Annotated in this window: 25 protein-coding genes and 2 pseudogenes; 14 read left to right on the forward strand and 13 right to left on the reverse strand. The window is 33.2% G+C overall.

Annotation, left to right across the window (positions count from 1 at the left end; all coding sequences use genetic code 11):
- The first annotated feature begins 44 nt into the window (after positions 1 to 44).
- Complete coding sequence (locus J3D55_RS19985) at positions 45 to 1,946, forward strand: RecQ family ATP-dependent DNA helicase (protein ID WP_259133773.1); 1,902 nt, start codon at positions 45 to 47, stop codon at positions 1,944 to 1,946.
- An 86-nt stretch (positions 1,947 to 2,032) separates the two neighbouring features.
- Positions 2,033 to 2,980 (forward strand): methionyl-tRNA formyltransferase, encoded by a 948-nt coding sequence (gene fmt, locus J3D55_RS19990; protein ID WP_259133793.1) that lies wholly within the window; start codon positions 2,033 to 2,035, stop codon positions 2,978 to 2,980.
- A 204-nt stretch (positions 2,981 to 3,184) separates the two neighbouring features.
- On the opposite strand, the gene J3D55_RS19995 is transcribed toward fmt, so the two are convergent.
- From J3D55_RS19995 to J3D55_RS20005, 3 genes are all read right to left on the reverse strand, one after another.
- A complete protein-coding gene (locus J3D55_RS19995) occupies positions 3,185 to 3,601 on the reverse strand; it encodes a hypothetical protein (protein ID WP_259133795.1) in 417 nt (138 codons plus the stop codon).
- Positions 3,602 to 3,809: 208 nt separating this feature from the next.
- Positions 3,810 to 4,931, reverse strand: a complete 1,122-nt coding sequence (ribB, locus tag J3D55_RS20000; RefSeq protein WP_259133797.1) for a 3,4-dihydroxy-2-butanone-4-phosphate synthase — start codon at positions 4,929 to 4,931, stop codon at positions 3,810 to 3,812.
- Positions 4,932 to 4,995: 64 nt separating this feature from the next.
- The gene (locus J3D55_RS20005) at positions 4,996 to 6,003 is read right to left on the reverse strand and encodes an LLM class flavin-dependent oxidoreductase (RefSeq protein WP_259133809.1); all 1,008 of its coding nucleotides are present in this window, start codon (positions 6,001 to 6,003) and stop codon (positions 4,996 to 4,998) included.
- Positions 6,004 to 6,214: 211 nt separating this feature from the next.
- Between J3D55_RS20005 and J3D55_RS20010 the strand changes: the two genes are divergently transcribed.
- The 3 genes from J3D55_RS20010 (at position 6,215) to J3D55_RS20020 (ending at position 7,988) form a co-directional block, all read left to right on the forward strand.
- On the forward strand, positions 6,215 to 6,787 hold the full coding sequence (locus tag J3D55_RS20010) for a hypothetical protein (RefSeq protein ID WP_259133812.1): 573 nt from the start codon (positions 6,215 to 6,217) through the stop codon (positions 6,785 to 6,787).
- Complete coding sequence (locus J3D55_RS20015; RefSeq protein WP_259133814.1) at positions 6,787 to 7,479, forward strand: exonuclease/endonuclease/phosphatase family protein; 693 nt, start codon at positions 6,787 to 6,789, stop codon at positions 7,477 to 7,479. Before J3D55_RS20010 ends, J3D55_RS20015 begins: the two co-directional genes overlap by 1 nt.
- Before the next feature lie 68 nt (positions 7,480 to 7,547).
- Positions 7,548 to 7,988, forward strand: a complete 441-nt coding sequence (locus J3D55_RS20020; RefSeq protein ID WP_259133815.1) for a hypothetical protein — start codon at positions 7,548 to 7,550, stop codon at positions 7,986 to 7,988.
- Positions 7,989 to 8,038: 50 nt separating this feature from the next.
- Here the strand turns inward: J3D55_RS20020 and J3D55_RS20025 are convergent, their stop codons facing one another.
- Positions 8,039 to 10,165, reverse strand: coding sequence for a helix-turn-helix domain-containing protein (locus J3D55_RS20025; RefSeq protein WP_259133817.1), 2,127 nt, complete (start codon positions 10,163 to 10,165; stop codon positions 8,039 to 8,041).
- A 79-nt stretch (positions 10,166 to 10,244) separates the two neighbouring features.
- Here J3D55_RS20025 and J3D55_RS20030 point away from each other — a divergent pair, with 79 nt between their 5' ends.
- Positions 10,245 to 10,673, forward strand: a complete 429-nt coding sequence (locus tag J3D55_RS20030) for an outer membrane protein assembly factor BamD (protein WP_259133819.1) — start codon at positions 10,245 to 10,247, stop codon at positions 10,671 to 10,673.
- A 52-nt stretch (positions 10,674 to 10,725) separates the two neighbouring features.
- On the opposite strand, the gene J3D55_RS20035 is transcribed toward J3D55_RS20030, so the two are convergent.
- Together J3D55_RS20035 and J3D55_RS20040 are read right to left on the reverse strand one after the other, a co-directional pair.
- Positions 10,726 to 11,412, reverse strand: coding sequence for a hypothetical protein (locus J3D55_RS20035; protein WP_259133821.1), 687 nt, complete (start codon positions 11,410 to 11,412; stop codon positions 10,726 to 10,728).
- Between the two features lie 25 nt (positions 11,413 to 11,437).
- A pseudogene (locus J3D55_RS20040) lies at positions 11,438 to 11,975 on the reverse strand (gamma carbonic anhydrase family protein).
- A gap of 162 nt (positions 11,976 to 12,137) precedes the next feature.
- Here J3D55_RS20040 and J3D55_RS20045 point away from each other — a divergent pair.
- The 5 genes and pseudogenes from J3D55_RS20045 to J3D55_RS20065 all read left to right on the forward strand — a co-directional run bounded on the left by J3D55_RS20045 (position 12,138) and on the right by J3D55_RS20065 (position 15,198).
- On the forward strand, positions 12,138 to 13,016 hold the full coding sequence (locus J3D55_RS20045) for a NifU family protein (RefSeq protein WP_259133824.1): 879 nt from the start codon (positions 12,138 to 12,140) through the stop codon (positions 13,014 to 13,016).
- A 9-nt stretch (positions 13,017 to 13,025) separates the two neighbouring features.
- Positions 13,026 to 13,466 carry a hypothetical protein gene (locus J3D55_RS20050; RefSeq protein ID WP_259133826.1) on the forward strand — a complete coding sequence of 147 codons (441 nt, stop codon included), beginning with the start codon at positions 13,026 to 13,028 and terminating at the stop codon, positions 13,464 to 13,466.
- A gap of 2 nt (positions 13,467 to 13,468) precedes the next feature.
- A pseudogene (gene hemH / locus J3D55_RS20055) lies at positions 13,469 to 14,492 on the forward strand (ferrochelatase).
- Positions 14,493 to 14,705: 213 nt separating this feature from the next.
- Positions 14,706 to 14,936 carry a hypothetical protein gene (locus J3D55_RS20060; protein WP_259133828.1) on the forward strand — a complete coding sequence of 77 codons (231 nt, stop codon included), beginning with the start codon at positions 14,706 to 14,708 and terminating at the stop codon, positions 14,934 to 14,936.
- A gap of 1 nt (position 14,937) precedes the next feature.
- Entirely contained in the window at positions 14,938 to 15,198 is a 261-nt protein-coding gene (locus J3D55_RS20065) for a hypothetical protein (RefSeq protein WP_259133829.1), read from the forward strand.
- Positions 15,199 to 15,266: 68 nt separating this feature from the next.
- Here the strand turns inward: J3D55_RS20065 and J3D55_RS20070 are convergent, their stop codons facing one another.
- Positions 15,267 to 16,145, reverse strand: a complete 879-nt coding sequence (locus tag J3D55_RS20070; protein ID WP_259133832.1) for a hypothetical protein — start codon at positions 16,143 to 16,145, stop codon at positions 15,267 to 15,269.
- Between the two features lie 163 nt (positions 16,146 to 16,308).
- Positions 16,309 to 17,520, reverse strand: a complete 1,212-nt coding sequence (locus tag J3D55_RS20075) for a type IX secretion system plug protein (protein WP_259133834.1) — start codon at positions 17,518 to 17,520, stop codon at positions 16,309 to 16,311.
- A gap of 276 nt (positions 17,521 to 17,796) precedes the next feature.
- On the opposite strand from J3D55_RS20075, the gene J3D55_RS20080 reads away from it, so the two are divergent.
- Positions 17,797 to 18,435, forward strand: coding sequence for an MBL fold metallo-hydrolase (locus J3D55_RS20080; RefSeq protein ID WP_259133837.1), 639 nt, complete (start codon positions 17,797 to 17,799; stop codon positions 18,433 to 18,435).
- A 192-nt stretch (positions 18,436 to 18,627) separates the two neighbouring features.
- On the opposite strand, the gene J3D55_RS20085 is transcribed toward J3D55_RS20080, so the two are convergent.
- Genes J3D55_RS20085 through J3D55_RS20100 form a run of 4 tightly spaced genes read right to left on the reverse strand, consistent with a single transcriptional unit; the run spans position 18,628 to position 23,817 of the window.
- Positions 18,628 to 20,466, reverse strand: coding sequence for a TonB-dependent receptor domain-containing protein (locus J3D55_RS20085; protein ID WP_259133848.1), 1,839 nt, complete (start codon positions 20,464 to 20,466; stop codon positions 18,628 to 18,630).
- A complete protein-coding gene (locus J3D55_RS20090; RefSeq protein ID WP_259133850.1) occupies positions 20,438 to 21,079 on the reverse strand; it encodes a TonB-dependent receptor plug domain-containing protein in 642 nt (213 codons plus the stop codon). The genes J3D55_RS20085 and J3D55_RS20090 overlap by 29 nt, the downstream gene beginning before the upstream one ends.
- A gap of 27 nt (positions 21,080 to 21,106) precedes the next feature.
- Complete coding sequence (locus tag J3D55_RS20095; RefSeq protein ID WP_259133852.1) at positions 21,107 to 22,585, reverse strand: trehalase family glycosidase; 1,479 nt, start codon at positions 22,583 to 22,585, stop codon at positions 21,107 to 21,109.
- A 2-nt stretch (positions 22,586 to 22,587) separates the two neighbouring features.
- Positions 22,588 to 23,817, reverse strand: a complete 1,230-nt coding sequence (locus J3D55_RS20100; RefSeq protein ID WP_259133854.1) for an MFS transporter — start codon at positions 23,815 to 23,817, stop codon at positions 22,588 to 22,590.
- Between the two features lie 315 nt (positions 23,818 to 24,132).
- Here J3D55_RS20100 and J3D55_RS20105 point away from each other — a divergent pair, with 315 nt between their 5' ends.
- Positions 24,133 to 24,846, forward strand: coding sequence for a helix-turn-helix domain-containing protein (locus J3D55_RS20105; RefSeq protein ID WP_259135175.1), 714 nt, complete (start codon positions 24,133 to 24,135; stop codon positions 24,844 to 24,846).
- A gap of 524 nt (positions 24,847 to 25,370) precedes the next feature.
- Here the strand turns inward: J3D55_RS20105 and J3D55_RS20110 are convergent.
- The gene (locus J3D55_RS20110; protein WP_259133856.1) at positions 25,371 to 25,925 is read right to left on the reverse strand and encodes a thioredoxin family protein; all 555 of its coding nucleotides are present in this window, start codon (positions 25,923 to 25,925) and stop codon (positions 25,371 to 25,373) included.
- Positions 25,926 to 26,078: 153 nt separating this feature from the next.
- Here J3D55_RS20110 and J3D55_RS20115 point away from each other — a divergent pair, with 153 nt between their 5' ends.
- Positions 26,079 to 26,675, forward strand: coding sequence for a TetR/AcrR family transcriptional regulator (locus J3D55_RS20115; RefSeq protein WP_259133859.1), 597 nt, complete (start codon positions 26,079 to 26,081; stop codon positions 26,673 to 26,675).
- The last annotated feature ends 245 nt before the right edge of the window (positions 26,676 to 26,920 follow it).

Raw genomic sequence — 26,920 nt, forward strand, 5'->3', positions numbered from 1 at the left:
TTGCGTGGCTTTTTTTATTATATTACTTTCATTATTTTTATCACATGATTTCTCAACAAGATCTTCAAGAGTTAAAATTTAAAACCCTGAAACATTTTTGGGGTTACGATAACTTCCGTGATTCTCAGGAAGCGATTATCGATGCGGTTATTAATGAAAAAGACACTCTTGTTCTGTTGCCTACAGGTGCCGGAAAATCTCTTTGTTACCAACTTCCGGCTTTGCTGAAAGAAGGAACCTGTCTTATTATATCTCCGCTTTTGGCGTTGATGAAAGATCAGGTGAATCACTTAAAATCAAGAGGAATTGAAGCAGAATATCTATCTTCTGAATTAGATGAATACGATGCGGAAGGTATTTATGACCGTTGTAAAGACGGATTAACAAAAATGCTCTATATCTCTCCGGAAAGATTAACAAACAAACAGTTTCTTCAGAATATTGAAGAAATTCAAATGTCATTTATTGCGGTGGATGAAGCGCATTGTATTTCAGAATGGGGACAAGATTTCAGACCAAGTTATCAGAATATAAAAGATTTCAGGCTTAATCATCCTAAAATTCCTTGTCTTGCGTTAACAGCGACGGCAACTTCTAAAGTTTTAGAAGAAATTAAAATAAAACTTGAATTAAAAGATCCGCAAGTTTTCCAGAAAAGTTTTAGAAGAGAAAATATCAGAATCTTTACGGAAGAAATTTCCGATAAGTTTCAACGTGTTTTTGATATTTTAAAATTCACCAATGAGTCGGGAATTATCTATGTAAGAACAAGAAAAGAAGCTGAGCAGTTATCAGAATACTTGCGTAAAAATAAGTTGAATAATGTTGATTTTTTCCATGCAGGTTTAACAACAAAAGAAAAAAATACCAGACAAAACATTTGGAATAACAGTGACAACAATGTTCTTATTTCTACAAATGCCTTTGGAATGGGGATTGACAAAGACAATGTCCGTTTTGTGATTCACTACTCTCCTGCTCCTTCTATCGAAAATTATTATCAGGAAATCGGAAGATCCGGAAGAGACGGAAAAGAAAGTTTTGCATTTTTACTCTGGAATAAACAGGAAATTTTAAATTTTGATCAAATATTAAAAAATCAAATTCCGAATAAATCTGAGTTTTTAAAAATTATCAATTACCTCTACTCTATTTTTCAGGTGGCAGAATTTGAATTACCGGAGAAAGTATTTCAATTAAATTCAGTCGGAATTCAGAATTTCACCAAGTTATCGAATGCAAAAATTAAAAATGTTTTAAATTTTCTTCACAATCAGGAAATTATTTATTTTAATGAAAATAAAAGCCTGTCGTCCTTACAATTGTTGATGCAGGCTGATGAAATAGATCAGTTACCACAAAAAGACGCCTATTTTATTGAATTAATGCTTCGTACCATTTCCGGAATTACTACTCATAAAGTAATGTTCAGCGAACAACAGGTTAGTAGTAAAATCGGAGTAGATATTCATTTAATCAAAGAAAGGCTGAAAGAACTTCAGCAAAAAGGATATGTGGAATATATTGATGGCGCTTTATCTAGTATTAAATTTTTAAAACCCAGAGACGAAAGAGTTATTAATTCAGCGTATTGGAAACTTTTTGAGCATATTCAGAAAAGTAAAATCCAGAAATGGGAAGAAATGAAGTTTTACATTGAAGACCATCAATATTGTAAAATGAAACTAATTCTTGCCTATTTTGGTGAAAAAAACTCTAAAAACTGTGGTCAATGTTCGGTTTGTGAAAAGAATAAACATTCGATTTTTGGAAAGAATATTTCTGATCAAATTACTAATATATTAGGAAAAAAACCTTCGACTATTGAAGAACTTTCGATTCAGTTAAGCTATCATTCCAAAGAAAATATTTTGGAAAACCTGATTTTCTTATTGGATTCAGGAAAAGTAAAAATGCTGAATTTTAGAACGTATGCTTTAGCATAAGTAATGAGTAATTGGTAATTTTATTACGTGGAAAATTCACAATCCATAACTTATAATTTATAATTCAAAGACCTTATCTTTGCACCATGAAATCATTGAAAGTCGTATTTTTAGGAACTCCCGAGTTTGCAAAGACTTCGTTGGAGGCTATTCACCAATCTCATCATGAAGTGGTAGGCGTTGTAACGGTTGCCGATAAAGCAAGCGGACGCGGACAAAAAATCAATCAGTCTCCGGTAAAAGTTTTTGCTGTAGAAAATAATATTCCTGTTTTTCAGCCTGAAAAATTAAGAAATACTGAATTTTTAGACGAATTAAGAAAATTAGATGCCGATGTTTTTGTTGTTGTCGCTTTCAGAATGATGCCTAAAGTTTTGTTTGAAATGCCAAAAATGGGAACTTTCAACCTTCATGCTTCCCTACTTCCGGATTACAGAGGTGCAGCTCCGATTAATTATGCCGTGATTAACGGTGAAGAAAAATCGGGGGCAACTACTTTTTTTATCAATGAAAAAATTGATGAAGGAAATATTTTATTGCAGGAAGAAATTCCGGTGTTGGAAGATGAAAATGCAGGAAGTCTTCACGACAGATTAATGGAAATGGGTTCTAAATTGGTGGCAAAAACATTGGACGGTCTTGCAGAAAATTCAATTATTGAAAAACCTCAACCGGAAGTTGAACATCCGAAAAATGCTTTTAAAATTTTTAAAGAAGATACAAGAATCCACTGGACGAAAACTTCAAAACAAGTTCATCAGTTTATTCTGGGAATGTCGCCTTATCCTGCTGCGTTCACAACATTGAAAATCGGAGAAGAAGAAAAAGGACTAAAAATATTCGGTGGAAAATTTGAACTTTCCAATCATGAAAAACCTGTCGGAAGTTTAGATATTTCAAAAAATGAATTTAAAATCTATACTCTAGACGGTTTCTATTTTCCTTTAGAATTACAATTGGAAGGAAAGAAAAGAATGAATATCAAAGATTTTCTGAATGGTTTCAGAAATTTTGACGAAATAAAAATGGCTTGATTTCTCAAGCCATTTCTAATATGTTTTAATTGTGAGTCAACTCTATTTATTGTTAATTTCAAGCCTAAACTTGCAACGTAAAATTGACCATTCACAAAACGGAAAAAGTATTGCCGAAGTAGAGGCTTTCAAAGAGCTTTAGTTCAAGGAAGAGTGCACATAGAGAATGCTTTTTCAATACTTTAAACTTACAAAAAAAGCAGTTTATTCTAAACTCTTTAAATCTCGTCTAATCATGCAATTTTTAAAATTTTCATCACATTTTTCATAAATTATTAATGTTTGTAAATCATCCTCATTAAATTGCCACAATGAAAATCCTTCTTTATTCTTAGTTTCATAAAACTTTAAGTTTTTATATTTTTTTTGATTTAAAATTTCATAAACATCAACAATTTCCATTTTTTCACTTGAGTTATAAATTTTTACATAGTAATAAAATACAATAGCTCTTTTAGGATAGTTTACAAATACTTTAAAATCATTTGCTTTAACATCCTTAAAAGTCCATTGATTATTATCTGTTAATTTATAAATCATTTCACCACCATTAAATCTATATTCTTGCGAAAATGAAAATGAAAAAATTAGTAAAGTGATTAATATATATGCATTTCTCATAGAAATTATCTAAAAACATAATATAACCATGTTGATATAGCAAAACCTACAATAAATCGTAATAATTTTTGCCCAAATGTGTCATTTTCTATACTTGTAAATATAAATACGAACCAACCAAAAGCATAACATAGGAATAGATAAATAACAACTCCAATAATTGTAATAAATATGGTCATTTGTCCGGTTTTTCTAAAATTGCAGACATTTATAATTGAACCATCTCCGTCACTTCAACATCATATCCTCCAACTTGAGGTTTGATATCCGTGTTTTGAGTGATTACTTTAAACTTGTTAATTCCAAGATTCTTTAAAATCTGAGTTCCGATTCCGTAATCTCTGTAATTGAAAGCGGCTGTCGGATGTTTTTGCTGACCGTCCTGATAATTGATAAACTGTTGTAATTTTCTCAATGTATTTTCAGAATTTGAAACGTTATTGATGAAAATAATCGCCCCTTTTCCCGCTTCATTTACCATCTTGGTTACTTTTTCCAACAAAGGTTTTTCACCGTTGTTCAATCTTGTTAACACATCAAAATAAGAATCAGAAGACTGTACTCTTACTAAAACAGGCTCATCAACGGTCCAGCTTCCTTTCGTTAAAGCAAAGTGAATCTGATCGTTAGACGTTTCTCTGAAAGCACAGAAATCATAATCTCCGTAAGCAGTTTTTACTTTTCTTTCTTCAATTCTTTCGATAAGGTTTCCTTTTTTAAGCTGATAATGAATCAAATCTTCAATAGAAACGATTTTCATATCATGCTTTTGAGCAAAAACCTGCAAATCTGGCAAACGAGACATTGATCCGTCTTCATTCATGATTTCACAGATCACACCACCTTCTTTCAAACCTGCCAAACAAGTAAGATCAATCGCAGCTTCCGTATGTCCTGCTCTTTTCAAAACTCCACCTTTCTTTGCACGAAGCGGGAAAATGTGACCCGGTCTCATGAAATCTGTCGGTTTAGAATCTTTATCCATCAAAGCCAGAATCGTTTTCGCTCTGTCACCCGCAGAAATTCCTGTAGAAGTTCCGTTCCCCAAAAGGTCAACAGAAACTGTAAAAGCTGTTTCTTTAGGATCGCTGCTTCTGCTTACCATCACATCAAGTCCCAATTCATCACATCTCTTTTCAGGAAGCGGCATACAGATCAAACCTCTTCCGTGAACCGCCATAAAATTGATCAATTCAGGAGTTGTTAATTCTGCAGCACAAAGAAAATCGCCTTCGTTTTCTCTGTCTTCATCATCTACTACTATGATTATTTTACCATTTCTAAGGTCTTCAATAGCCTCCGGAATAGTATTTAATTTAATATCAGACATTTTTACTTTAAATTTTTGCAAAGATACTCATAAAAATAAGCATCTGCCAATTAATATAAACGGTTTATTGTGCTTTAAATATCGAGTCTTTTGCCTTTCTGATGATCTCATACGACTCTAATCTTTTTTGATGATCGTAAATATGAGAATTAATCATCAGTTCATCCACATTATATTTTTCCTGAAAACTTTTCAGTTTTTCTTCAATTTCTGAGTGATCTCCGACGAAAGTATATTTTAGTTTCTGCAAAACCATCGATTTTTCCATGGGCGACCAAATGTCATCCATATCATCAACAGGCGGTGCAAAAGGTTTTCTGTCGTTTCTTACAATATTAATGAAAGCCTGAAACAAAGTTGTCGACATTTTATGAGCTTCTTCCGAAGTTTCCGCAGCAATTCCGTTGACACAAGCGATGATGTAAGGTTGATCTAAATATGTTGAAGGCTCAAAATTCTGTCTGTAAATATTGAAAGCCATTTCCATTTGTTCCGGAGCAAAATGCCCTGCGAAAGCGTAAGGAAGTCCCAATTCTGCAGCCAAAAACGCGCTGTCTGTACTCGAACCCAAAATATACAGCGGAATATCCAACCCTTCTCCAGGAATGGCACGAACCAATGCATCACGATTTTCTTTGGAGAAATATTTCTGTAGCTCTAGAATCTGTCTAGGAAACTGCTGATTGATAATCGCGGGATTTCTTCCCAAAGCCTGAGCCGTCAAACCATCTGTTCCGGGAGCTCTTCCCAAACCAAGATCGATTCTTCCTGGGAAAAGTGATTCCAGCGTTCCGAATTGTTCGGCGATTACTAATGAACTGTGATTAGGAAGCATAATTCCTCCCGATCCTACTCTTATTTTTTTTGTTCCGTTGGCGATAAAACCAATCAGAACCGAAGTTGCAGAACTGGCAATGCTTTCCATATTGTGATGTTCGGCAAGCCAGAATCTTTTATAATCTAAGTTTTCAGTATGGTTTGCTAAAGATAAACTGTCCTGAAAAGTATCGTGAATCGTCTTATCCTGTTTTACAGGCGCAAGATCCAACACTGATATTTCAAAATTTTTCATATTTTAAATTTTAGGTTTAAAAAACCAAACAAATGTAAAGCTAATAATTTGCATTAGTTACTTTTTGTAATTGATAGGATTTATTGGGTCGTTCAGGAAAAAACTATGAGAATTAATTCTTATTAAAGTTTAAATTTATTAATGATTCAAATCTTAAAATTATTTATATTTAACCCCAACAACTATAATTCATGAATTGATAATTACACAAATGAAAAAATTTTCTTTACAATTTATTTTAACGTCAATTTTATTTTTGACAATTAATACTTCATACTTTTGGGAAGGGGAGCTTGGATTGTTTTTTTTAATTGTTATCATTATTGCTTTCATCATTTATTTCCTCCTATTTATAGAATTTATCAGGCAACTTTACATTTCTGTCAGAGATAAATTCAGAGAAAAAAAGAGAAATATTCTTTTAATATTTATGCTTTCCTGCTTAGCTTTAATTGCTGCCAAGCCAAAAGGGCTCATCAATTTTGAAAGTTTATTAGAAGGAGAAGACAAAATTTTTGCACAAGCTGAAGGAGCAGCAAACTGTACAACAACTTTAAAATTAAAGAAAGATGAAAAATTTATCTATGAAAGTGTCTGTTTTGGAATAGATCGCATCAAAGGTGAATATACAATCAAGAACGACACTGTTTATTTTAATTCCAGAAAGGCATTTGAATATAAATTTGGAGTAATTGATAAAGATAAAAATTTGATCAAACTTTTCAGAAATAAATCTGATGCAAAGTTTTATGGGATACCAATTCTGAAAAGTTCTAAAAATTAATGAAAATTGCCACATTAAATATCGACTGGACGAGGAAAAAAGGCGCTTTAAAAACTGTAGAATTCTTAAATCAGCTTGATTTTGATTTCCTTATTTTAACAGAAGCGATTAATCTCAATCTTAAAAATTTTAAATACAAATATTTTTGTTCACAAATTCCGGAAAATATAGTTTATGAAAATCTAAATTATACAGACTATTTAAAGGGTAAAAAAGCATTTCGATCTATTTTATATTCCAAAATTCCTTGTTCAAAAAAACATTCTGTAACAGATGATAAAACAAATCTGGCTTTAGAATTTGAAACCGAATTGGGAAATATTATTTTCTATTGTACGATCATCGGAACTTGGTTTAATCGGAAACCTTTTGTGGATAACGAATTACAAAATACCATTCAGGATTGTAAAAGACTGTATTCAATAAATAAAAATATCTTTGTTATTGGAGATTTTAATACTTCTTTTAAAAAAGGGGAAGAACATTTTTCAATAAATTCTAACACTACAGAATCGTTAAAAAATCTTTTTGAAGAATTAAATTTAATGAATGCAACTGAAGAAATTGATGAAAATATAGATCATATTGTTGTTCCTAAAACTTTCGGAAATAATATTGAAGAAGCTAAAGTTTTCGTTGATAAAGATATTTTAAGCGATCATAAAGGAATTTATATTTCAATAAATAATTAAAAATTTTAAAAATCATTAATCTCTTTTATCATCGAATTTACTAATATTGCTATACTAATTTCAAAATCATGAAACCAATTATTTACTTACTTTTTTCCTTCCTTTTAACAAGCTGCAACTTCAATCAATTTTACAAAGACCGGGAATCCGATAAAGAAGATGGTGAAAAAATCCCGCAGAAATTTTACTGGGAACTTAGATATGGAGGTAATCAGGACGATATTTATAAATTGTTTGATGAAAAATTTTTCGCAGTAACCGATCAGGAAAAACTTCTGGAACTTATCAATGTTACTCAAAATAAAATTGGTCCGGTTCAGGAATATAATCTGGTAAAGTGGGAAACCATGGTTGTAAAAGGAAGCAATGCCAGAAGCGAATATCTTCTTACGTACGATGTAAAAAGAGGCAGCGAAAATACAGAAGAAACCTTTACGATGGAAAAAAATAAGGATGGAGATATAAAAATCGTTGGTTATAGAGTCAATCAGAATTTACTAAATAAATAGAAACAAAAAAGGTTTTAGTAATCCATTGATTATTAAAACCTTTTTCAATATTATTTAAATTTCTCTTTCTGATAATTAAAATGATTAATCAAAATCCTGATCTCATTGAATTCAAAATTACTTGGTAAGGCATTTTTCCATTCTGTCAGCGTTTCGTGTGGCGTTTTGTAGAAAATATCTTCAAACGCTTTGATTTTGTCGGAAGTAATGACTCTTGAAATATCCAGTAAACCCTGTTCTGCAAATTTCGCCAAATGACCGATCACGGTTTCTTTTACCAAACCTCTTTCCATTGCAATTTCGGAGATTGTTTTTCCCTGTTCAAATAACTGGAAAGTAAGAACCTGAGACGGTACTTTTGCAATTTTCATGCTGATTTCCTTGTCATTTTTTTCCTCTAAAAGTTTCGTTTCTAATAAATGAATTTCCTTTAAACTATTCAAGTATTCTTCAATATCTTCCAGCCAAACCCTAAAGTCTTCATTATATTGTTTTAAGCCTTTTGCGCCTTTTATTTCGGTATAAAATTCTTTCAGCGGATTGAAAACTTTATCTCTGATTTCGGTAAAAAAGAAATTAACTGCACCTTTCGTTTTGCTTTCAATTTCAGACCATTCTTCTTTATTTTCAATAAAATTATTAACCTTTTGAGAAATAATACGGTCTAATTTTTCGAAAATTTTCCCAAGATTAACAATATCTTGTTTCAACTGAACATACAATTGTTTCGTCTTTACATGATCGATACTTTTTGTAACAATAGAGAGATTATTCCAGTCTTCAACTTCTTTTAAAAGCCATTGAGAATCGACGGTACGAAGCACTTTTTTGATGCTGTAATCGTATTTTTCTTTATTTAAAATAGCTTCAACATTATCATTAGCGTGGGTTTCACCCTGAAATTTAAGAATTCTGTTGTCTTTAAAAATAACTTCAGGTGTGATCTTAGATTTTAAAACAATTCCTTCCAACGTTCGGCAACGGGAAAGCGCCACGTAAACCTGACCTGCCGTAAAACTTTTTCCGGCATCAATAATCACTTTATCAAACGTTAAACCCTGACTTTTATGAATCGTAACCGCCCAAGCCAATTTTATAGGAAACTGCTCGAAACTTCCCAACACTTCTTCCTTAATATTTTTATCGGTGTCTAGGAAATATTTTTTCTGTTCCCAGACTTCACGTTTTACGGTAATTTCTCTTTCGCTTCCGTCGAGAACTACTTTAATCTCGTTTTCATCCAAAGCAGATATTTCGCCTAATTTTCCGTTAAAATATTTCTTTTCTCCGGAAATATCGTTTCGGATAAACATGATTTGAGCGCCTATTTTTAATTCTAAAAACTGCTCGTTCGGAAACTGGTTTTCTTTAAATTCACCGAAAAGTTTGGCTTCATAGCTTTTAGGATCAACTTTTATCTCCGTTAATTTTTCCTGATTGATTTCATCCGCCATTTTATTGTGAGAACACAGATAAACGTAGGATTCCGTTCCCATATCAAAATCGGGATCGTATCTTTCATTTAAACGATTAAAATCAATATTGGCAACATCTCCGTCACGAATTGCATTCAGAATTTCTAAAAAATATTCGTCGGACTGACGGTAAACTTTCGTTAATTCAATGGTAATTAAAGGGATTTCTTTGATCGCATGACTGTCGAAAAAGAAAGGAGAATTATAATACATTTTCAAAATATGCTCATCTCGCACCACCGGCGGAAGCTGATACAAATCCCCAATGAACAACATCTGAACACCCCCAAAACGCTGATTATTTCTTCTGATAAACCGTAAAGAAAAATCCATCATATCCAAAACATCGGATCTCAACATGGAAACCTCATCGATGATAAGAACCTCAACTTCTCTTAAAAGCTTAAGTTTATCTTTTCGATATTTGAAATGCGGCATCAGATCGGCAATATTATTCGCCAAACTGGTGTCAACTCTGTCGGTTGTCGGCAAAAAAGTTCTCAGAGGCAGCCCAAACATCGAGTGAATGGTAACGCCTCCCGCATTGATCGCCGCAATTCCTGTAGGTGCGACTACAATATGCTTCTTTCTTGTGCGTTTTACAAAATCATTCAGGAAAGTCGTCTTTCCTGTTCCCGCTTTTCCGGTAAGGAAAATACTTCGGTTGGTATGTTCTATTAAGTCAAAAAAATGATTGTTCATCGTCGTCAAAATTACGCAAAATGAATTTTAAATCCATATCTTGGCATAACATTTGAGAATATCTCAACAAAAATAATTTATGAAACTCCCTATTTTAGCTGTCTGCACAGCACTTTTCATGGCTTCTTGTTCTTCAACAAAAAATACAAATACCAACTTGCCCAAAGATATTGCAGAAAGACCTGCAGACGAAAACAGCCAAAAATATGATCAGGCTCAATTGGATAAATTAAAAGCATCCATTGAATCTGAGGCTTCTAAAGAAAAATGTACCGACGCCAGTGAATGGACATTTGCTCCGATGGGTGCAAAAGCTTGCGGCGGACCTCAATTTTATATCGCTTATCCTAAAAATAAGGAAGCCACGATTTTAAATAAAATTAATGATTATACAGAAAAAGTGAAAGCTTTTAATCAAAAATATCAAATCACATCCGATTGTATGATGATTAATCCACCGACATCTATTAAATGTGTAGATGGAAAGGCGGAATTGGTTTCTGCGTAAATAAATAATAAAAAAGCATTGCTATTTTCTTGACAATGCTTTTGTTTGAATTTTAATAATGAACTAATCCACCAGGAGGAAGTTCTGTTTCCGATTTACTTTTCTTAATAAACTTACCGTTTTCGCCGTCATAGTAATATGTTAACAGTTTTAGTTTGTCATTATTATCACTAATAAATTTCACGACACCGTAGTTTACTTTTTTTGTTACTTCATCTTGATAAATCTGAATACTGAAAAAAGATTCATCAAATAAAATATCAAAATTGAAATCTTTCTTTATCTGATTTACAATTTGCCAGACATTTATGTTAGGACCCGGAATATCCGTATCATATGGAACATTTTCCCAATCAGTCTCATGAATTATTCTCCCATCTGTATCATACTCTCTTTCAATACCAACCTGCATTATCCCAATTTGGCTAATTCCGGACAAAAACTCTTTTTTTGATTTAATTTTTAAATTAGGATGAAACTCATACCAAACACGATAATTCCCAAAAACTTTTCTCATTGAAGAAATTCCATCTTTATTGTATGACATACTAATAACAGAATCCTTTCTTTTAAATGAAATAAAATTACTATTGTGATAAGTTTTAATCTCACAATCCATAGGACATGACTTCTGAAGTAAAGAATCAAATTCTTTTAAATTAAAAGAGCGAATTTCAACATTTTGCGATTTTAAAAAATTAAATAACAAAAATGTTATTACTATTGATACAACTTTCATGGATAGCTAAAGTTAAAAATAAATTTTATCCTTCAACATGCTTCACATTTTCCTTGTACCAAGAAGAATATTTCACGTAATTATCTGCAATTCTGTTCACTTCACCTTCCAGCAATAGAGAATTGATATCTTTAATTTTTCTCGCAGGAACACCGCCCCAAACTTCTCCGGATTTAATATGAGTTCCCTGAGTAACCACAGAAACCTGCTCCAACGATTGAGTTTTCCTCGACAAGGCAATCATCCATAACGATTGAGCCCATTCCGATTAAAACATTATCCTGAATGGTACATCCGTGAACGATCGCGTTGTGACCGATCGATACATTGTTTCCGATATTTAAAGGATGTTTCTGATACGTACAGTGCAACATCGCATTATCCTGAACATTCACTTTATTTCCCATTTTGATGTAGTGAACATCTCCTCTTACTACCGCATTATACCAAATACTGCAATCTTTTCCCATCGTAACATCTCCGATAATCGTTGCTGTTTCAGCCAAAAAAGTATTTTCTCCGATCTGCGGTGTTTTTCCTAAAAGTTCTTTTATTAAAGCCATTTCAATGTAATATTTTAATTTTATGATTTGAAAATGAATGAATTCGAAGATTAAATTTTTGCCTGATAATTTTGAAATAACACCGATAGCAAAAATCTAACTTCTAACGTTTAGCTTCTAATTTCTAAATCCGTATTTTTGTATCTCAAATTTAACGAAAAAATGCATACTATACTTATAGAACCAACCGAAAACCCGAAAGTGATGAAATTTGTAGCCGACTACAACCTGATTCCGGGGTCTTTGGAGTTGGATAGAGATTCAGATATTTCAGAAATTCCTTTGGCACAGGAGCTTTTTAATTATCCTTTTGTGGAAAGAATTTTCATTACGGCTAATTTTGTGGCAGTTGCCAAACAAGATACTGTAGAATGGGAACATGTTGTAGAAAGTCTGAAAAACATTATTGAAGACGAATTGTTGGCAAACCCAAGAATTTATCTTCAAAAGAAAAAAGAAATGTATCAGATCTACGCTGAAATGACTCCGAATCCTAATGTCATGAAATTTGTATCGAGCAAATTATTAATGGAAGGTTTCGTAGAAGTAAAATCGAGAGATGTCGCAGAAGGAGTCCCTTTGGCAGAAGGTATTTTTAAGGAATTTGATTTTGCGAAGGAAGTTTTCATTTCTGATAATTTCGTATCAGTGACAAGAGATAATTCTGTAGAATGGCATCAGGTCATGATGGCAGTTCGTGGTTTTATTGCTGAATATCTTCAGAACGGAGGTGAAATTTCTACTATCGAAGCTCAAAAACACGAAAATCCTGTAGAAAAAATCATCAACAGAGATTATACCGATGACGAGCAGAAAATTTCTGATATTTTAAATGAATACGTTGCTCCTGCAGTAGAAAACGATGGTGGAAAAATCTCGTTAATGGAATACGATCAACCTACTAAAACAGCAAGAATGCTTTTACAAGGAGCTTGTTCAGGTTGCCCGAGTTCTACAGCAACTTTGAAAAGCGGTATCGAAAACATCTTAAAACAGTTCGTTCCCGACTTGGTAGAAAGAGTGGAAGCTGTCAACGGATAATCTTTTCCTATGAGAATATTTCTTCTTTTAATTGGTTTGAGTTTTAGTCTTTTGTCATGCAAAAAGAAACCTCAGCTGAATGACGGAATTCATGATGACCTTGTAGAAATGGGCGTTGCGAAAGATAGCATTCAGAAGATGGATACGATTTTGGGGAAATTAAACAAGAAAAATATAACCTTTCTTGATTATTATTTTCACAATTATTATGAATTGGACAAAGAAATTCACGACGAAATAAAAAACTTAAAAGGAGAACAGTTCGTATATGATGCTGATGAAGAGTATCAAAAATTATTCACAAAAATAGCTATTCAAAAAGGCGATCAATATTTAAAATCTTTGGGAATGACCAAAGAGGAAGAACATTTTGCGTTGGAACTTTATATTTTACGTTTAAAGAAAAAATATGGTCCGACAATTGATGAAAGAATGAGAAATCTAAATTAACGATGAAGGGAATTCTATTAGTAAACCTGGGATCACCAAGATCTACGGCAGTAAAGGATGTAAAGGAGTATCTCGACGAGTTCCTGATGGATGAAAAAGTAATCGACTACCGATGGATTTTCCGTGCATTATTGGTTCGTGGGATTATATTGAACACAAGACCTGCAAAATCTGCCGAAGCTTACAAAACGGTTTGGACAGATGAGGGTTTCTCCTCTGGTTGTTATTACCAAACAGATTCAGGAAAAACTTCAAAAATTGGTGGATGTTCCTGTGGAAATCGGGATGAGATATGCTCAACCGAGTATTGAAGCGGGAATTCAGAAATTAGTTGATCAAGGCGTTTCTGAAATCGTACTTTTCCCTTTGTATCCGCAATATGCGATGAGTACAACGGAAACCGTGATCGATAAAGCGGAAGAAGTAAGAAAAGAGAAATTCCCGGGAATTAAAATCAATTATATTCAGCCTTTTTACAACAGAGAAATTTATATAGACTGTCTTGCGGAAAGTATTAAGGAAAAACTTCCTGAAAATTTTGATGCTTTGCAGTTTTCTTACCACGGAGTTCCGGAAAGACATATTTATAAGACAGATCCTACGAATACATGTAATTTAAACGATTGCTGTTCGCGTGAAAATAATCCGAGTCATCAGTTTTGTTACCGTCATCAATGTTTTGATGTGACCAATTCTGTTATTAAAAAGTTAGGATTGCCGAAAGAAAAAGTAATGGTAACGTTTCAGTCGAGATTGGGAAAAGACAAATGGATGGAACCTTACACAGACGAAACCCTTGAAACAATTGGTAAAAAGGGAATAAAAAACCTTGCGATTGTTTGTCCGGCTTTCGTTTCAGACTGTCTGGAAACCTTGGAAGAAATTTCTGTTGAAGGAAAACATCAGTTTATGCATGGAGGCGGAGAAAATTTCCATTATATTCCTTGTCTTAATGATGAAGACCGATGGATCGAAGTTGTAAAAACTTTGTGTGAAGAAAAACTCAATGAATTTTATTTAGTTTAAAATATATAGCCTTCGGAAACGGAGGTTATTTTTTTTGTTTGTATTCTTTTTTTTAAACAATTCATGTTACCCCCCTATTTTTTAAACAAATATTTCGAATAAGTATTAAATTCAAACAATAACCCCTATTATTTTCAAATAAAATATTAAAATATAAATATTTTTCTTACCTTTACCCCATCAAAAGAACATCATTAACCTAAAAAAACAAAAATGATGAATGCAACTGCCGAAATTTTAAAAACGAAAATTGAACACTTCAGTCCGGAGACTCTGGAAGCTTTTGCTAAAATGGTAGAAAGTTTTGAAATAAGCAACAGACCTGCAATCCCACAATTCCAATTGGATGAAGTGTTGTACAGAATTCAGTTTCACAATGAAAATCCTAAGACAAAATTAGATTTTTACGAAAATATTTCGGAGCTGAAAAAGAATTGCGCATAAAATGAAAGTCCTTTTATCATCTATTGCAAAAAACGACATAAGACTTCTTATGAGAGTTTTCAACGCAGAAAAAGAAAAAAAAGGAATTGATTTTCTTGAAGATTTAAAAGAATCAATCAACAAGATCTTACAGAATAAAATAAAGAATGAAATAAAATATAAAGAAGTTACCGTCAACGCCATGCAAAATTTCCCTGTAAATATTCATTATATTTTTGAGGATGAAGAAAATTTACTGGTGACTGCCATTTTTAAAGATTAAATAATTCCGGACTTCCAGACTATTATTATATTGAACCTTACAGGATTTTTCTGTAAGGTTTTTGTTTATTACCAATCTTTATTCTCATTACGAAAGTCATCCATCCATCGATAAGAAAGCGTTTTAAGCTCACAGGGATCGATTTCTTTTTCGATTTTTTTAATAAGATTATTATAAATTGTATCATAATAAATTTTGGCTGCTTGAAAAACATATTCCTTATTTGAAGGAGGCCAATAAGGTTTATTAATATAAGTATTGTTTTCAGCTATATAATTTAAGATCGCCAAACTTTCAGAGTTTTTGTAAACTGCTATGGCTCTTGCAAAATAAAGAACTTCATCGCTAATATTTTCTTTGGGTGTAAGCTTTCCTTTAATATTATTTTGAAAATATACGTTTAACAGCTGAAAGAATTTTGGATCAGGAAATTTTTCAATACTTTTAAAAACCCTTTCTTTACAACCACCATTTATATTTTGTTTAAAAACGTTAAATAAAAATGTAACGTCTTCTTTCTTTTTAAATTTACTTAATGCATAACATGCTGTTAATTGATCACATTTCTCATTTTTAGTTTGCGCTCTTTTTTTGATCAGATTATAATATTTCTCATTAGGATCAACATCCTGAATCATCCAATTTGAAACATCAAGATAAGAATGTTCTAACAAAACTTTTTCTGTTAATACTTTTTTCTGAATCGGGGATAATCCTCTTTTATCAAAAGCTTTTCTTATCATCAAATCTGAAACAAAGAAAGAATCACTTGCATCTTCATAAAACCACGATGTAACTTTAGCTGTATCGCTGAGATGATTTGTTAATAAATCAAAATATTCAGGCTCGTTTCTGTTGACAATAGCCCTATAAGCTACAACTCTTAATATTGGATTTTTGGCATCCATCAATTTTATCAATTCTTCTTTTGAAGCTTTTTTTTCCAACAAACTTTTAGCGAGCGTATCAGAAACAGGAAGTGCTTTTTCTTTAGAAAGTCTTTCGAGATAAGGTCTTAAATTTTCACCAAAATCATCAACATCATATCCTTTTTTGCAGGAAACAAAAAGATTTAATATACATAATACCAGAAATATTCTTTTCATTAATCTACCTCACAGGCGTTCTAAACTCACCATATCCCATCAAACCATCATAATTTCTGCCAAAAGGAGTATAATATAAAAATGCCTGATAAAGATTTTCCGTCTGCCAGAAATTCCCGTTTACTTCACCGAAATCCAACGATCCGTTTCCTTGTTTTGTTGCTAAAATATAGTTGTAGAAACCTTGTTTTAAGTAAATTCTTGCTACATATTTTTTACCTGCTTCATCGTATTGCATCTGGTTTTCTTTGCTCGGTTGAAAATTATTAAAACCTCCCAAAACATAAATATCTTTTTCCACAGGATCAGAATCTAAAGAAAAATACACCCAAGAATAATCTGCTTCCCGCTCTGCATTTCTTTCGTTTCCAAGGTCATTTCTTCTGTAATACCAAGCTCCGTTTACGTCCGGTTGATATTGGTAATTCAGTGGAAAAGCCCAAACCGGATGAAGATAAGTCTGATTTACGCCATCTTTTAATTCTGTTGCACGAACCATATCTGCAGCCAAATTCATGTTTTTATTATCGAAATAGTAAAATTCATTATTCCCTGGAAAAAGCAAACTCGTCTGCTGAAAAAGCAATTGATTTCCGAGCGTCGCACTGGGCTTTAAATTATTCACCGTAACATTAGGATTGTTATTTTGCATCACATTCAGCGTCATAGAATTGACATTTGAAGTCAGATCTCCACCTTTTGAAACTGCCTGAACTTCTACTCTTTGATTGGCATTAGGATTTCTGGCATCTGCAAATCTAGAAATATTTAACCCCAACGTTGCTGCACTCTCCACAAGATAAAACCTTCTTTTGAAAAGTGGTTTATCTGCCGAATCTTTATAAACGATAAGTTCGAAATTCCCTGAAATCTTCGGCTGTATCTTTTCATTCGGAAACGTCAACGTATAATGTGTGTAAGACTGCAACGTATTGAATGAATACTGGAATTTGTCTAACAAACCATTTAAACTTCCGTTCGCAATTTCTGTAAAAAAGAGATTGTCGTCTTCCCAGTTTCTGTTGTAATGTTTGATGGTATATCTGTAAATTTCACTGGCATTCGTAAGATCATCAAAACTTAAAACCAACTGTTGATTAAAATTAATAACAGGCGTTTCATCGTTCGTCTGAGGATTAAACAACTGAATGCTCTGGATGTTTTGTCCAAAAACCAATCCGCTTAAAGCAAGTAAAAATATTCGCAAAGTTTTCATTATGACGAAGATAACAAAAAACAGGGATTTTCTTCATAATAAACATGTTTTAACTTATTAATTTCTAACCACAAAATCAATATATAAAATTAAAACAAATGCTTCGACTGCTTCGCGCTCAGCATGACATCTCTACTACTAATTGCTTAGTGAGACTTTTAGAAATGTGATATTGAGGTTCTCGAAGCATCTTTATTAATTAAACATTTCACCTAAAAAAATTTCAAACCAGAACTTTTGTGATTAAATTTGTCTTAATTAAAAAACATTCAGAATATGCTTCAGATTCAAGGTTTCGTATTCAATTTTGCGAGCGAAAATACTTATATCCTTTACAACGAAAATAAAAATGCCTGGCTGATCGATCCGGGAAACATGAATGAACAGGAAACGAATGCCATTCAAAATTTCATTACTGAAAATGATTTAAAAATCCAGAAAATTCTTCTGACTCATGCTCATATCGATCATGTTTTGGGATTACAATGGGCTTTTGACACGTTTAAAGTTCCTGTGACGATGCATCAGGACGATAAAGAAGTTTTGGATATGCTTCAGGCAAGCGGAATGAGATTCGGTTTTCAACTCAATCCTGTAAATGTAGAAATTGAATATATAAATGAAGGCGATGAATTGGATTTTGATGGAGAAAAATTTAAGATTTATCATGTTCCGGGACATTCTCCGGGAAGCGTAGTTTACCATAATGAAACTCAGAAATTTATCATTTCAGGAGATGTTTTATTTGAAGGAAGCATTGGAAGAACCGATCTTTACAAAGGAAATTACGAACAGTTGATCGAAGGAATTAAAACGAAACTTTTTGTTTTGGATGATGAAACGCAGGTTTTTTCTGGGCACGGAAATCCGACGACTATTGGTTTTGAGAAAGGATATAATCCGTTTTTGAAGTAATTTTTTATATTGAATTTTTAACGCAGGGTTTGTCATTCCGTAGGAATCTAAATCTCGAAAATAAATAAAGCAATTCGCGTCGAGATTCCTACGGAATGACAAAGTGAATGTTTTAAGTTTCAGTAAAATATTCAAAATAAAAAACCGTCAGAAAAATTCCGACGGTTTAATCAATTTTATAAAGAAACTAACTTAGAAGTCCAACGTAATAGAAGCTCTTACCGCTGCACCCATAATTGGTCTTGCCATAATTGTTCCGTCGCCAGATGGAGATCCCGCTCTTGGATCGCCTTCTGTAATACCGATCGTGTTGAAAATATTGGTACCATCAACCGCAAATCTTATTTTTCCCAATTGATAAGAAGTTCCCGCTCCGAATTCTGAGAACGAAGGCAAGGTCTGCGTATTTTTCTCATCCTGGAAACGTTTTCCGTAATAATTTACGCTTGCATAGGCTCTCCATTGTTTTGTGATATTCACGGCTGGAGCGATATTGAAGTAAAATTTCGGCATTCTTCTTACGGTGTTGTCATCATAATTAAATGTTGATCCATCCGCATTTCTTCCTGTGAAATCTTTGTATTTCGGATTTTGAATTGTTCCGTTGAATGTAATTTCCAATAAATTATTAAACAATCTTGCGTAACCTTCCAATTCTACCCCATAATTGGTAGTGTTGGCGAATTTATTTTCTGAAGTTCCATCAGAGAAAACATCGGTAAACGAAAGATTTTTCAATGTAGAGTAAAAAGGAATTACCGCAATATCAAAAGCTCTTGAATAATATTTGTACCCAACCTCCAGCTGATTGGTCGTTACAGGTTTTATCGCAGAAAGATCCATCATATTGTTATAATACGCTTCCTCATTCGGAGATCTGAAACCATTAGAAAAACGAGCATACACCGCATTTTCTGAATTAATTTTATAGTTCAAAGCCGTCGTGAAAGAAACTCTGTTTACATCATAATTCCAATAGGTATATTTATTTCCCAACACAGACATGTTATCATCTGCAGTTGTTGTCAGGAAACTGTGAGTTCCATCTGTTGTCAACCCTGAATTATTCAAGTTTCCGGTTGTTGTGTTAACCCCATAACCCTTGTAGAAATCACGGCTGTAACGAATTCCCGCATTGAAGCTTAAATCATCTGTAATATTGTAATCTAAATTTGCATAAAGATCATTCAAGCTTCCCTGAACCTGAGAATCCCTTAGCAAGAAAGACATATCTGTAACTCCATTATACGTTTTAGAATAACCTGTACTCGACGGCGTAAGAGAAGTATCAACTAAATTTAATAATTCGGGATGATCTGATGCTGTCGCCAAAATATTACTCCAGTTCCAGTTTTGATGAGATTTCCAGCTTGATTTATAAAAACCTGCCGTTACATTTCCTTTATCAAATTTATAATTGAATTGTAAGTCATTTACAAAATTATTCATTTGTTTGTCTATTGCCCAAAAACCTAATTTCTGAACATAGGCAGGATTTACAATTGCACCACTACTTACCAAAGAATACTGATAACTGCTCATTCCTAACCCTCCTTGCGAAACTGGTAATCCCGCAAAATCCGCCCCTGATTTCGGACCTCCGGAAGGGAAAATTCCAGTGTAATTCATGTTGATATTGGTATATCTCGTTTTATTTAAAACAGAGAAATTATTTCCCAAATCATATTTAAATTCAGCTCCCAACACATCAACTTTCGGATGAATTCCGTCTTCTAAATTTCTGCTGAAAAAACCTCCTCCAGCTTGAGGAATATTCAACTGACTGATATTTCTGTAGCTATACGTTCCGTAATTAGCATCAAAACCCGAAAATTCTTTTAGATCATTTCCATTTTGTACCAAAGGAATCGGAAGGTAGAATGTGTTTCTGTCATCCAGTTTTTTATAATACACTTTAGCATATCCTTTATCGAAAACATACTTAAGATTCATTCTTATTTGTCCGCCCTGATTAGCTTTAAAACCAGTTTTTCTGATTCCGTCATCGGTTTCTGTAGAAACCTCCGACATTGAAGAACAATTTATCCTTCACCAAAGCTCCGCCCAAATTCACATCGGTACGCATCAGTCCGTAAGTACTTGTTTCCAGTTTTGCCGTTCCTCTGAAGTCGTTTGAACCTTCTTTTGTAATAAAGTTGATCAAACCTCCGGGAGAATTGGTTGCAAAAATAGATCCTGAACCTCCTCTCAAAGCCTCTAATCTGCTCACAGAATTATCCACACGGAAGAAATTATCTGCATTCGCAAACTGCAACGCTCCGTCTTCAAAAACCGGAAGACCATCTTCCTGAACCTGTACAAATTCGTACGCTCCCGCAGAAGGAATCCCTCTTGCAAAAAGGTTATTTCCTACTTCACCACCCGAAGTTTCAACCGCAAAACCGGGAACTCTCTGCAGCAAAGCTGCCGCACTGATCGGGTTTTGTTTCTGAATCTCCTTCGCACTGAACGTAGAAATCGCCGTACTGGATTCTATTTTCTTTTTGGGGTTCGAGTTACCCGTAATTACGACTTGTTCAATCGACGCCGATCTCGTGGAATCCTGTGGAGTTTCCTGAGCGTATGCATTATTAAAGTAAAGTGTTGCAATCCCGGCAAGCAAAAAGATCGATTTTTTTTTCATAGCCCTATTGATTTTTTATAGTTAGTTTTAATTTTGTTTTAATTTTAAATAGACTCCGTTTGTCCAGCCAAAGCCGTCCTGATTCGGGTACTCTCCTCCTCCGGCAACAGTTTCTATATCTAAAGCGTTGTATTTTTCCATTAATTTTCCGGTATTGTTGTAGACTCTTTCCACATTGGCGCACCAGTTATTTTTAATTTTTTCAGCCAAATCATCAAATCCGTAGTTTTTCATTGATTGAAAACCAAGCCATTGATACGGCGCCCAAGCATTCGGAAGATCCCATTGCTGGCCGGTGTTTTTTGTCGTCGTAACCAATCCGCCTTGATAAAGAAATTTTTTTTCGATATTTTCAGCAACCGATTTCGCCTGTTCATCACTCGCCAAACCAAGGAATAACGGGTAAAGAGCTGCTATATGTTCAGACGATGTCTGTATATTATTTTTCGTGTGATAATCTTTATAAGTTCCTGAACTTTTGTCCCAGAAATATTTGTCGATTATCTGTTTTCTATTTTCCGCTCTTTCGGAATAATATTTTTCTTTCTCAGACAAATTTTGAAGCGATGAAGATCTTACCAATGTTTTTTCCAAATGCCATAAAAGACAATTCAGATCAACTTCTGCCAACTTCAATGTCTCAATTGTCTGTATATTTTCGCCGTCTGCAAACCATCTGCTGGAAAAATCCCAACCCGATTCACACGCACTTCTTATATTTCTGTAAAATTCTTCGCCTGCATTTTCGCTGTCTTCAATATCAATTAAATAACTTTCAGGACGTGGTTCGTTTTCTGCGTCGTAATATCTGTTTAAAACATCTCCATTAACAGTTTTCACTACTCTAATTTTGCTTGAACCGTTTTCCAAATCTTTTTCACCATTCATCCAAAAAGCATATTCTTTTTCTAAGGTATCGTGATATTTTATGTAAATATTTTCGTCTTTCGTCGTTTCAAAAAGCAAATCAAGCATTAAAGAGAAATACGGAGGTTGAGAACGGCTCAAAAAATGAGTTCGGCTCGCATTCGGCACAAATCCTACATTTTGAATTAAATAAGAACAGTTTTCAATAATATTTTCCATCATTTCCACTCTTCCGGAAACCTGTAAACCCAACATAATAAAATAGCTATCCCAATAGAAAAACTCATTAAAACGACCTCCCGGAACGATGTAAGGTTTTGGAAGTTTTAATAATGTTCCTTTTTCTTCGTAAGCTGTTCTTGTCAATTCATCCCAAAGTTTTTCGATATGTTCATTGATAGGCAGCTGAGTTTCTCTTGTAATAGAAATTTTAGCTCCTAAAAAGTCAAAATTTGACAATACAAATTCTTTCAAATCAAAATCATGAGATTGCTTTTCCTGTTCATATCTTTCATTAATTTCAACAATCGGAAACAACGGAACGGCATCGGTCATCATCTTCTGATCTTCAAAAACCTCCGACCTTTGAACATCATCAAAAAGACTCTGAATTTCGTTTATATATAGCTGTTTGTTCATCTTTATTTTTTAGGATTTATTTTTAATTTATTCATAATAACTGCTGAAACGATCAACAATGAAAGTGGAATTAAGGAAAGGTAAAACGCCTGTTGACCGCTGAATTCTTGAAATACGAAACCTGTAATAATCGATCCGATTGTACCTCCGATTGCAGAGAAAACCACAATTAAACCAGCCATTGCACTGTGTAAATATTTCGGAATTGATGCTAAAATCACAGAATTGATACTTGGATAAATCGGCGCCAACAAACCTCCCATTAATGGAAACAAATACACTACAAGCGGAGCGTTTAACCAAGTTGTATTGATATTAATTTGTGTATTGTGCGTTAATGGTAAAACCAACAAAATACTTATCGCAAAACCAACCACACAAAAGGAAACAACGTAAATCCAACTGAATTTCTTAGAGAAAAACCCCGATAAAAATCTTCCCAACGCAAAAGCTCCCGCCAAAACCGCTCCCGCCTGAATACTCATCGAGGTCGGAACTTTTAAAATTTCTTTATAAAAAGTCGGTGTCCAGGTCTGGAAACTTTGCTCTACCAAAACAAAAAGGAAAGCACACAGCAAAAAGAATAATACTTTTTTGTAACTGAATAAACTTATGCTGTTTTTTAAGTCTCCCAATAAGTCGGTTTTTTCGTTTTTCGCTTCGTTTTCATTCAGTTTTGTTAAGAATAAAAACAAAAAAGACAATGTTGAAAGTCCGCCCAAAACCCAATACACATTCAGCCAATGGGTTGATCTCGGATTATGATCATCAATAAATAAGCTGAATAAAACATTTCCCATTAATACGCCGATCATGAAAAACCCTTCCAGATAACCCATAAAACTTGAATGCTCTTTATCTGTATTCGTCACCAATCCGATGGATGTGAAGACCGAAATTTTAATTAAAGCAAAAGAAATCCCAACAATAGTAAACAGCAGTTTGAAAAACCAAAACTCATTCGCAAACGGCATTACAAAACACATACAACTTACCAAGAACAACGCGATTAACATTGATTTTTTGATTCCTATTTTTGGTAAAAACGAAGCCAGAATAAATGAGCAAATTGCAATCGGCAAATCTTTAAACCCTTCCAAAACACTTGCAGAAGATTTGGTAATTCCGAAATTTTGCTGCATCTGTAAGATAACCGTTCCTACCGAATTCAAAAGAATCGCAAAAACGAAATAGTTTAAAAATAGAACCGCCTTGATGTTGAAATTTTTCATTAAATAATTTCTTGTTGGCTAAGATAGAAGCATTTTAGTTAACGTTAATTTAACACAGTAAATGAATATTTGAACTATATTAATATAATTCTTATTTTAGTTGATAAAATATCATTAATTAAATGAAAGTTACTTTCGAACGAGTGATCCCCGATGAAAAGAGCTCTTTTCGCACGATTCACAACAACTCACCTATCTCAGAATTCAAATGGGAGTATCATTATCATCCCGAAATTGAGCTTGTATGCGTGATTTCCGGGAGCGGAAACTCGTCACGTCGGTTATCATAAAAGCAATTATACGAATGGCGATTTGGTGTTGATCGGCTCTAATATTCCACATTCCGGATTTGGATTGAATTCTATTGATCCGCATGAAGAAATTGTACTTCAGTTCAAGGAAGAAATTTTGCAATTTCCACAACTGGAAGTCGAATCAAGATGGATTAAAGATTTATTGGAGCTTTCAAAATACGGAATTAAGTTTCACAGAAAAATTAAAAAAGCAATGATTCCAAAACTGCGACTGATGCTGGAATCTGAAGGCTATAAAAGATATTTATTGTTATTGGAAATCTTGTTTGAACTTTCAAAATCTAAAGATTACGAGCTTTTGAATAACGAAATCATGCCTTATACCATCATTTCAAAAAACAAAACGAGGCTGGAAAATATTTTCACCTATGTTGAACATAATTACGACAAGGAAATTAATATTGATGATGTTGCAAAACTAGCGAACCTTACGTTACCGGCTTTCTGTAATTTTTTCAAAAAAGCAACCCAAATTACGTTTACAGAATTTGTGAACCGATATCGTATCAACAAAGCTTGTTTATTAATGGCACAGGATAAAAGTATCTCAGAATGCAGCTATAGTTGCGGTTTTAACAATGTGACTTACTTCAACAGAATGTTTAAAAAATACACGGAAAAAACACCGTCGGAGTTTATCAAGAATTTCTCGCATAATAAAGTAAATGTGGATTTAAAAGTTGAAAAGGAAATAAAAATTAAAGTAAGTTTTTAAATAAATTCAATTACATCTATTTATCCCCAATAATGAACATTGTAAATATGTGGATAACTTTAAAATTAGCATACAACTCACAGATAATCAATTATCAAAAAATCATAATTCAGGAAAAATAATCCACAAAAATGATTTTAAACTTATCAATAATAACTCACAAATTTATTTTTTAGGTTAAATCTAAAACGGATTGAGTTTTATCCACAATAAAATGTTAATAAGCATATGAAAACTCTGTGGATAACTTATGAATAAAAAATTAACAATCTGATTATCAATAAATAATAATATAAATTCAAAAATTATATTAATTGTAAAACTGAGAGTATTTTGATTAAAAAAAAACTAAACACTTCAATTTATCCACAAAAAATGTGGGTAAGTATGTGGAAAACATTGTGGATAACTTCACAACTATCATATTATCAATTAATAACAAAAAAAAGCCGTTCCCAAAAGAACAGCTTTTATATTATCGAATGGCAAACTGTCAACTAACAACCTGCAACAGACAACTTATATTATATCCACTTAATATTACAACCCATGCTCGGTCTTTGGATATTTTCCTGCGGTTCTCCTAACAAAAGGTTTTCAAAAGCAATAATTAAATCTTCCCCCGTCACATCTTTATGATTTCCCGGTCTTGAATCATCTATCTGTCCTCTATAGATAAGGTCTAATTTTTCATCAAAGAAAAAGAAATCGGGTGTACAAGCTGCATCGTATGCTTTTGCAATCGCTTGGCTTTCGTCATATAAATAAGGAAAGTCAAAATTTCTTTCGATCTGGAATTCGATCATTTTTTCCGGAGAATCCGCAGGATATTTTTCTGCATTATTCGAGTTGATCGCGATAAACTCAATTCCTCTTTCATTATAATCTTCATACAGCTCGTTCAGCTTATCAATGGCATGAAGAACAAACGGACAATGGTTGCACATAAAGATCACCAATGTTCCTTTTTCTCCTTTCAGGTCATCGAGTGACTGATTTTCGTTAGTTTTTGATGGGTTTGGAAGCTCAAAAAACGGTGCTTTTGTACCCAATTCTATCATATTTGAGGGAGTGTCCATATTTTTTTATTTATCCACAAAGATAAAAATTTCTTTTATTAATAGTCTATTCAGGAATTTATAAACTTGCGTTAAAAGTTAAAGTTTAAATAACATTTGGAAGATATATTAAAAAGTTTGTAGTTTTGCTAACACTGTTAGTAAATAAAAATCATGGGTTTACATGAACGTCGCCAAAGAGAAAAAGAATCAATACGTGCCAATATTTTGGATGCGGCTTTTTCTTTGGCTAAAACCGAAGGGTGGGCTTCACTTTCCATGAGAAAAATTGCCGATGCTATTGAGTACAGCGCACCGGTAGTTTACGATCATTTTGAAAACAAAGAAGCTATTTTATACGAGATTTCGTTGAATGGTTTCCATTGTTTGCACATAGAATTGTTGAAAGCTCAGAGAGAACACGACAATCCGGAAGACCAATTGAAGGCTATTGTAGATGCTTACTGGAAGTTTGCATTCAAAAACAAAGAGTATTATCAGCTGATGTTCGGATTGGGGATGCAATGTAGCGGAAGAGGAATGATGAAAGAAGAATTTTCGTCGTTTCAGGATATGCTTTACGATTGCACGTATGAAATTATTAAGAAAAACGGATCTAAACCGGAAAATGCATGCCACATGTCTCACGCTTTATTTTCAGCGGTACATGGATTGATCTCGATCATGATGATGCGTAACGACGATATCCCTTCTACGATGAACAAAACGACTTTGGATGAAACAGTTTCTGCTTTCGTGAAGTCTTTGTAATTTTTTTTTGAACTAAAAATTAACACCGTTAGGAATATTAACGCCTTATTAATTTAAATTAATAATTTAAAACGAATTAAAAAATTAAAAACCAATTATGTAAGATTTTGAAAATGAAATAGAAAGAAGCAATTTTTTTTATTTTAACACTTAACACCGTTAGTAAAAATAACACACTACACACCTCATCTTAACCATACTTAAACCAACATTAAAAACAATTCAATTATGGAAACGCCGATCTA

Source organism: Chryseobacterium ginsenosidimutans (assembly GCF_024807225.1).
GTDB classification, from domain to species: Bacteria; Bacteroidota; Bacteroidia; order Flavobacteriales; family Weeksellaceae; genus Chryseobacterium; species Chryseobacterium ginsenosidimutans.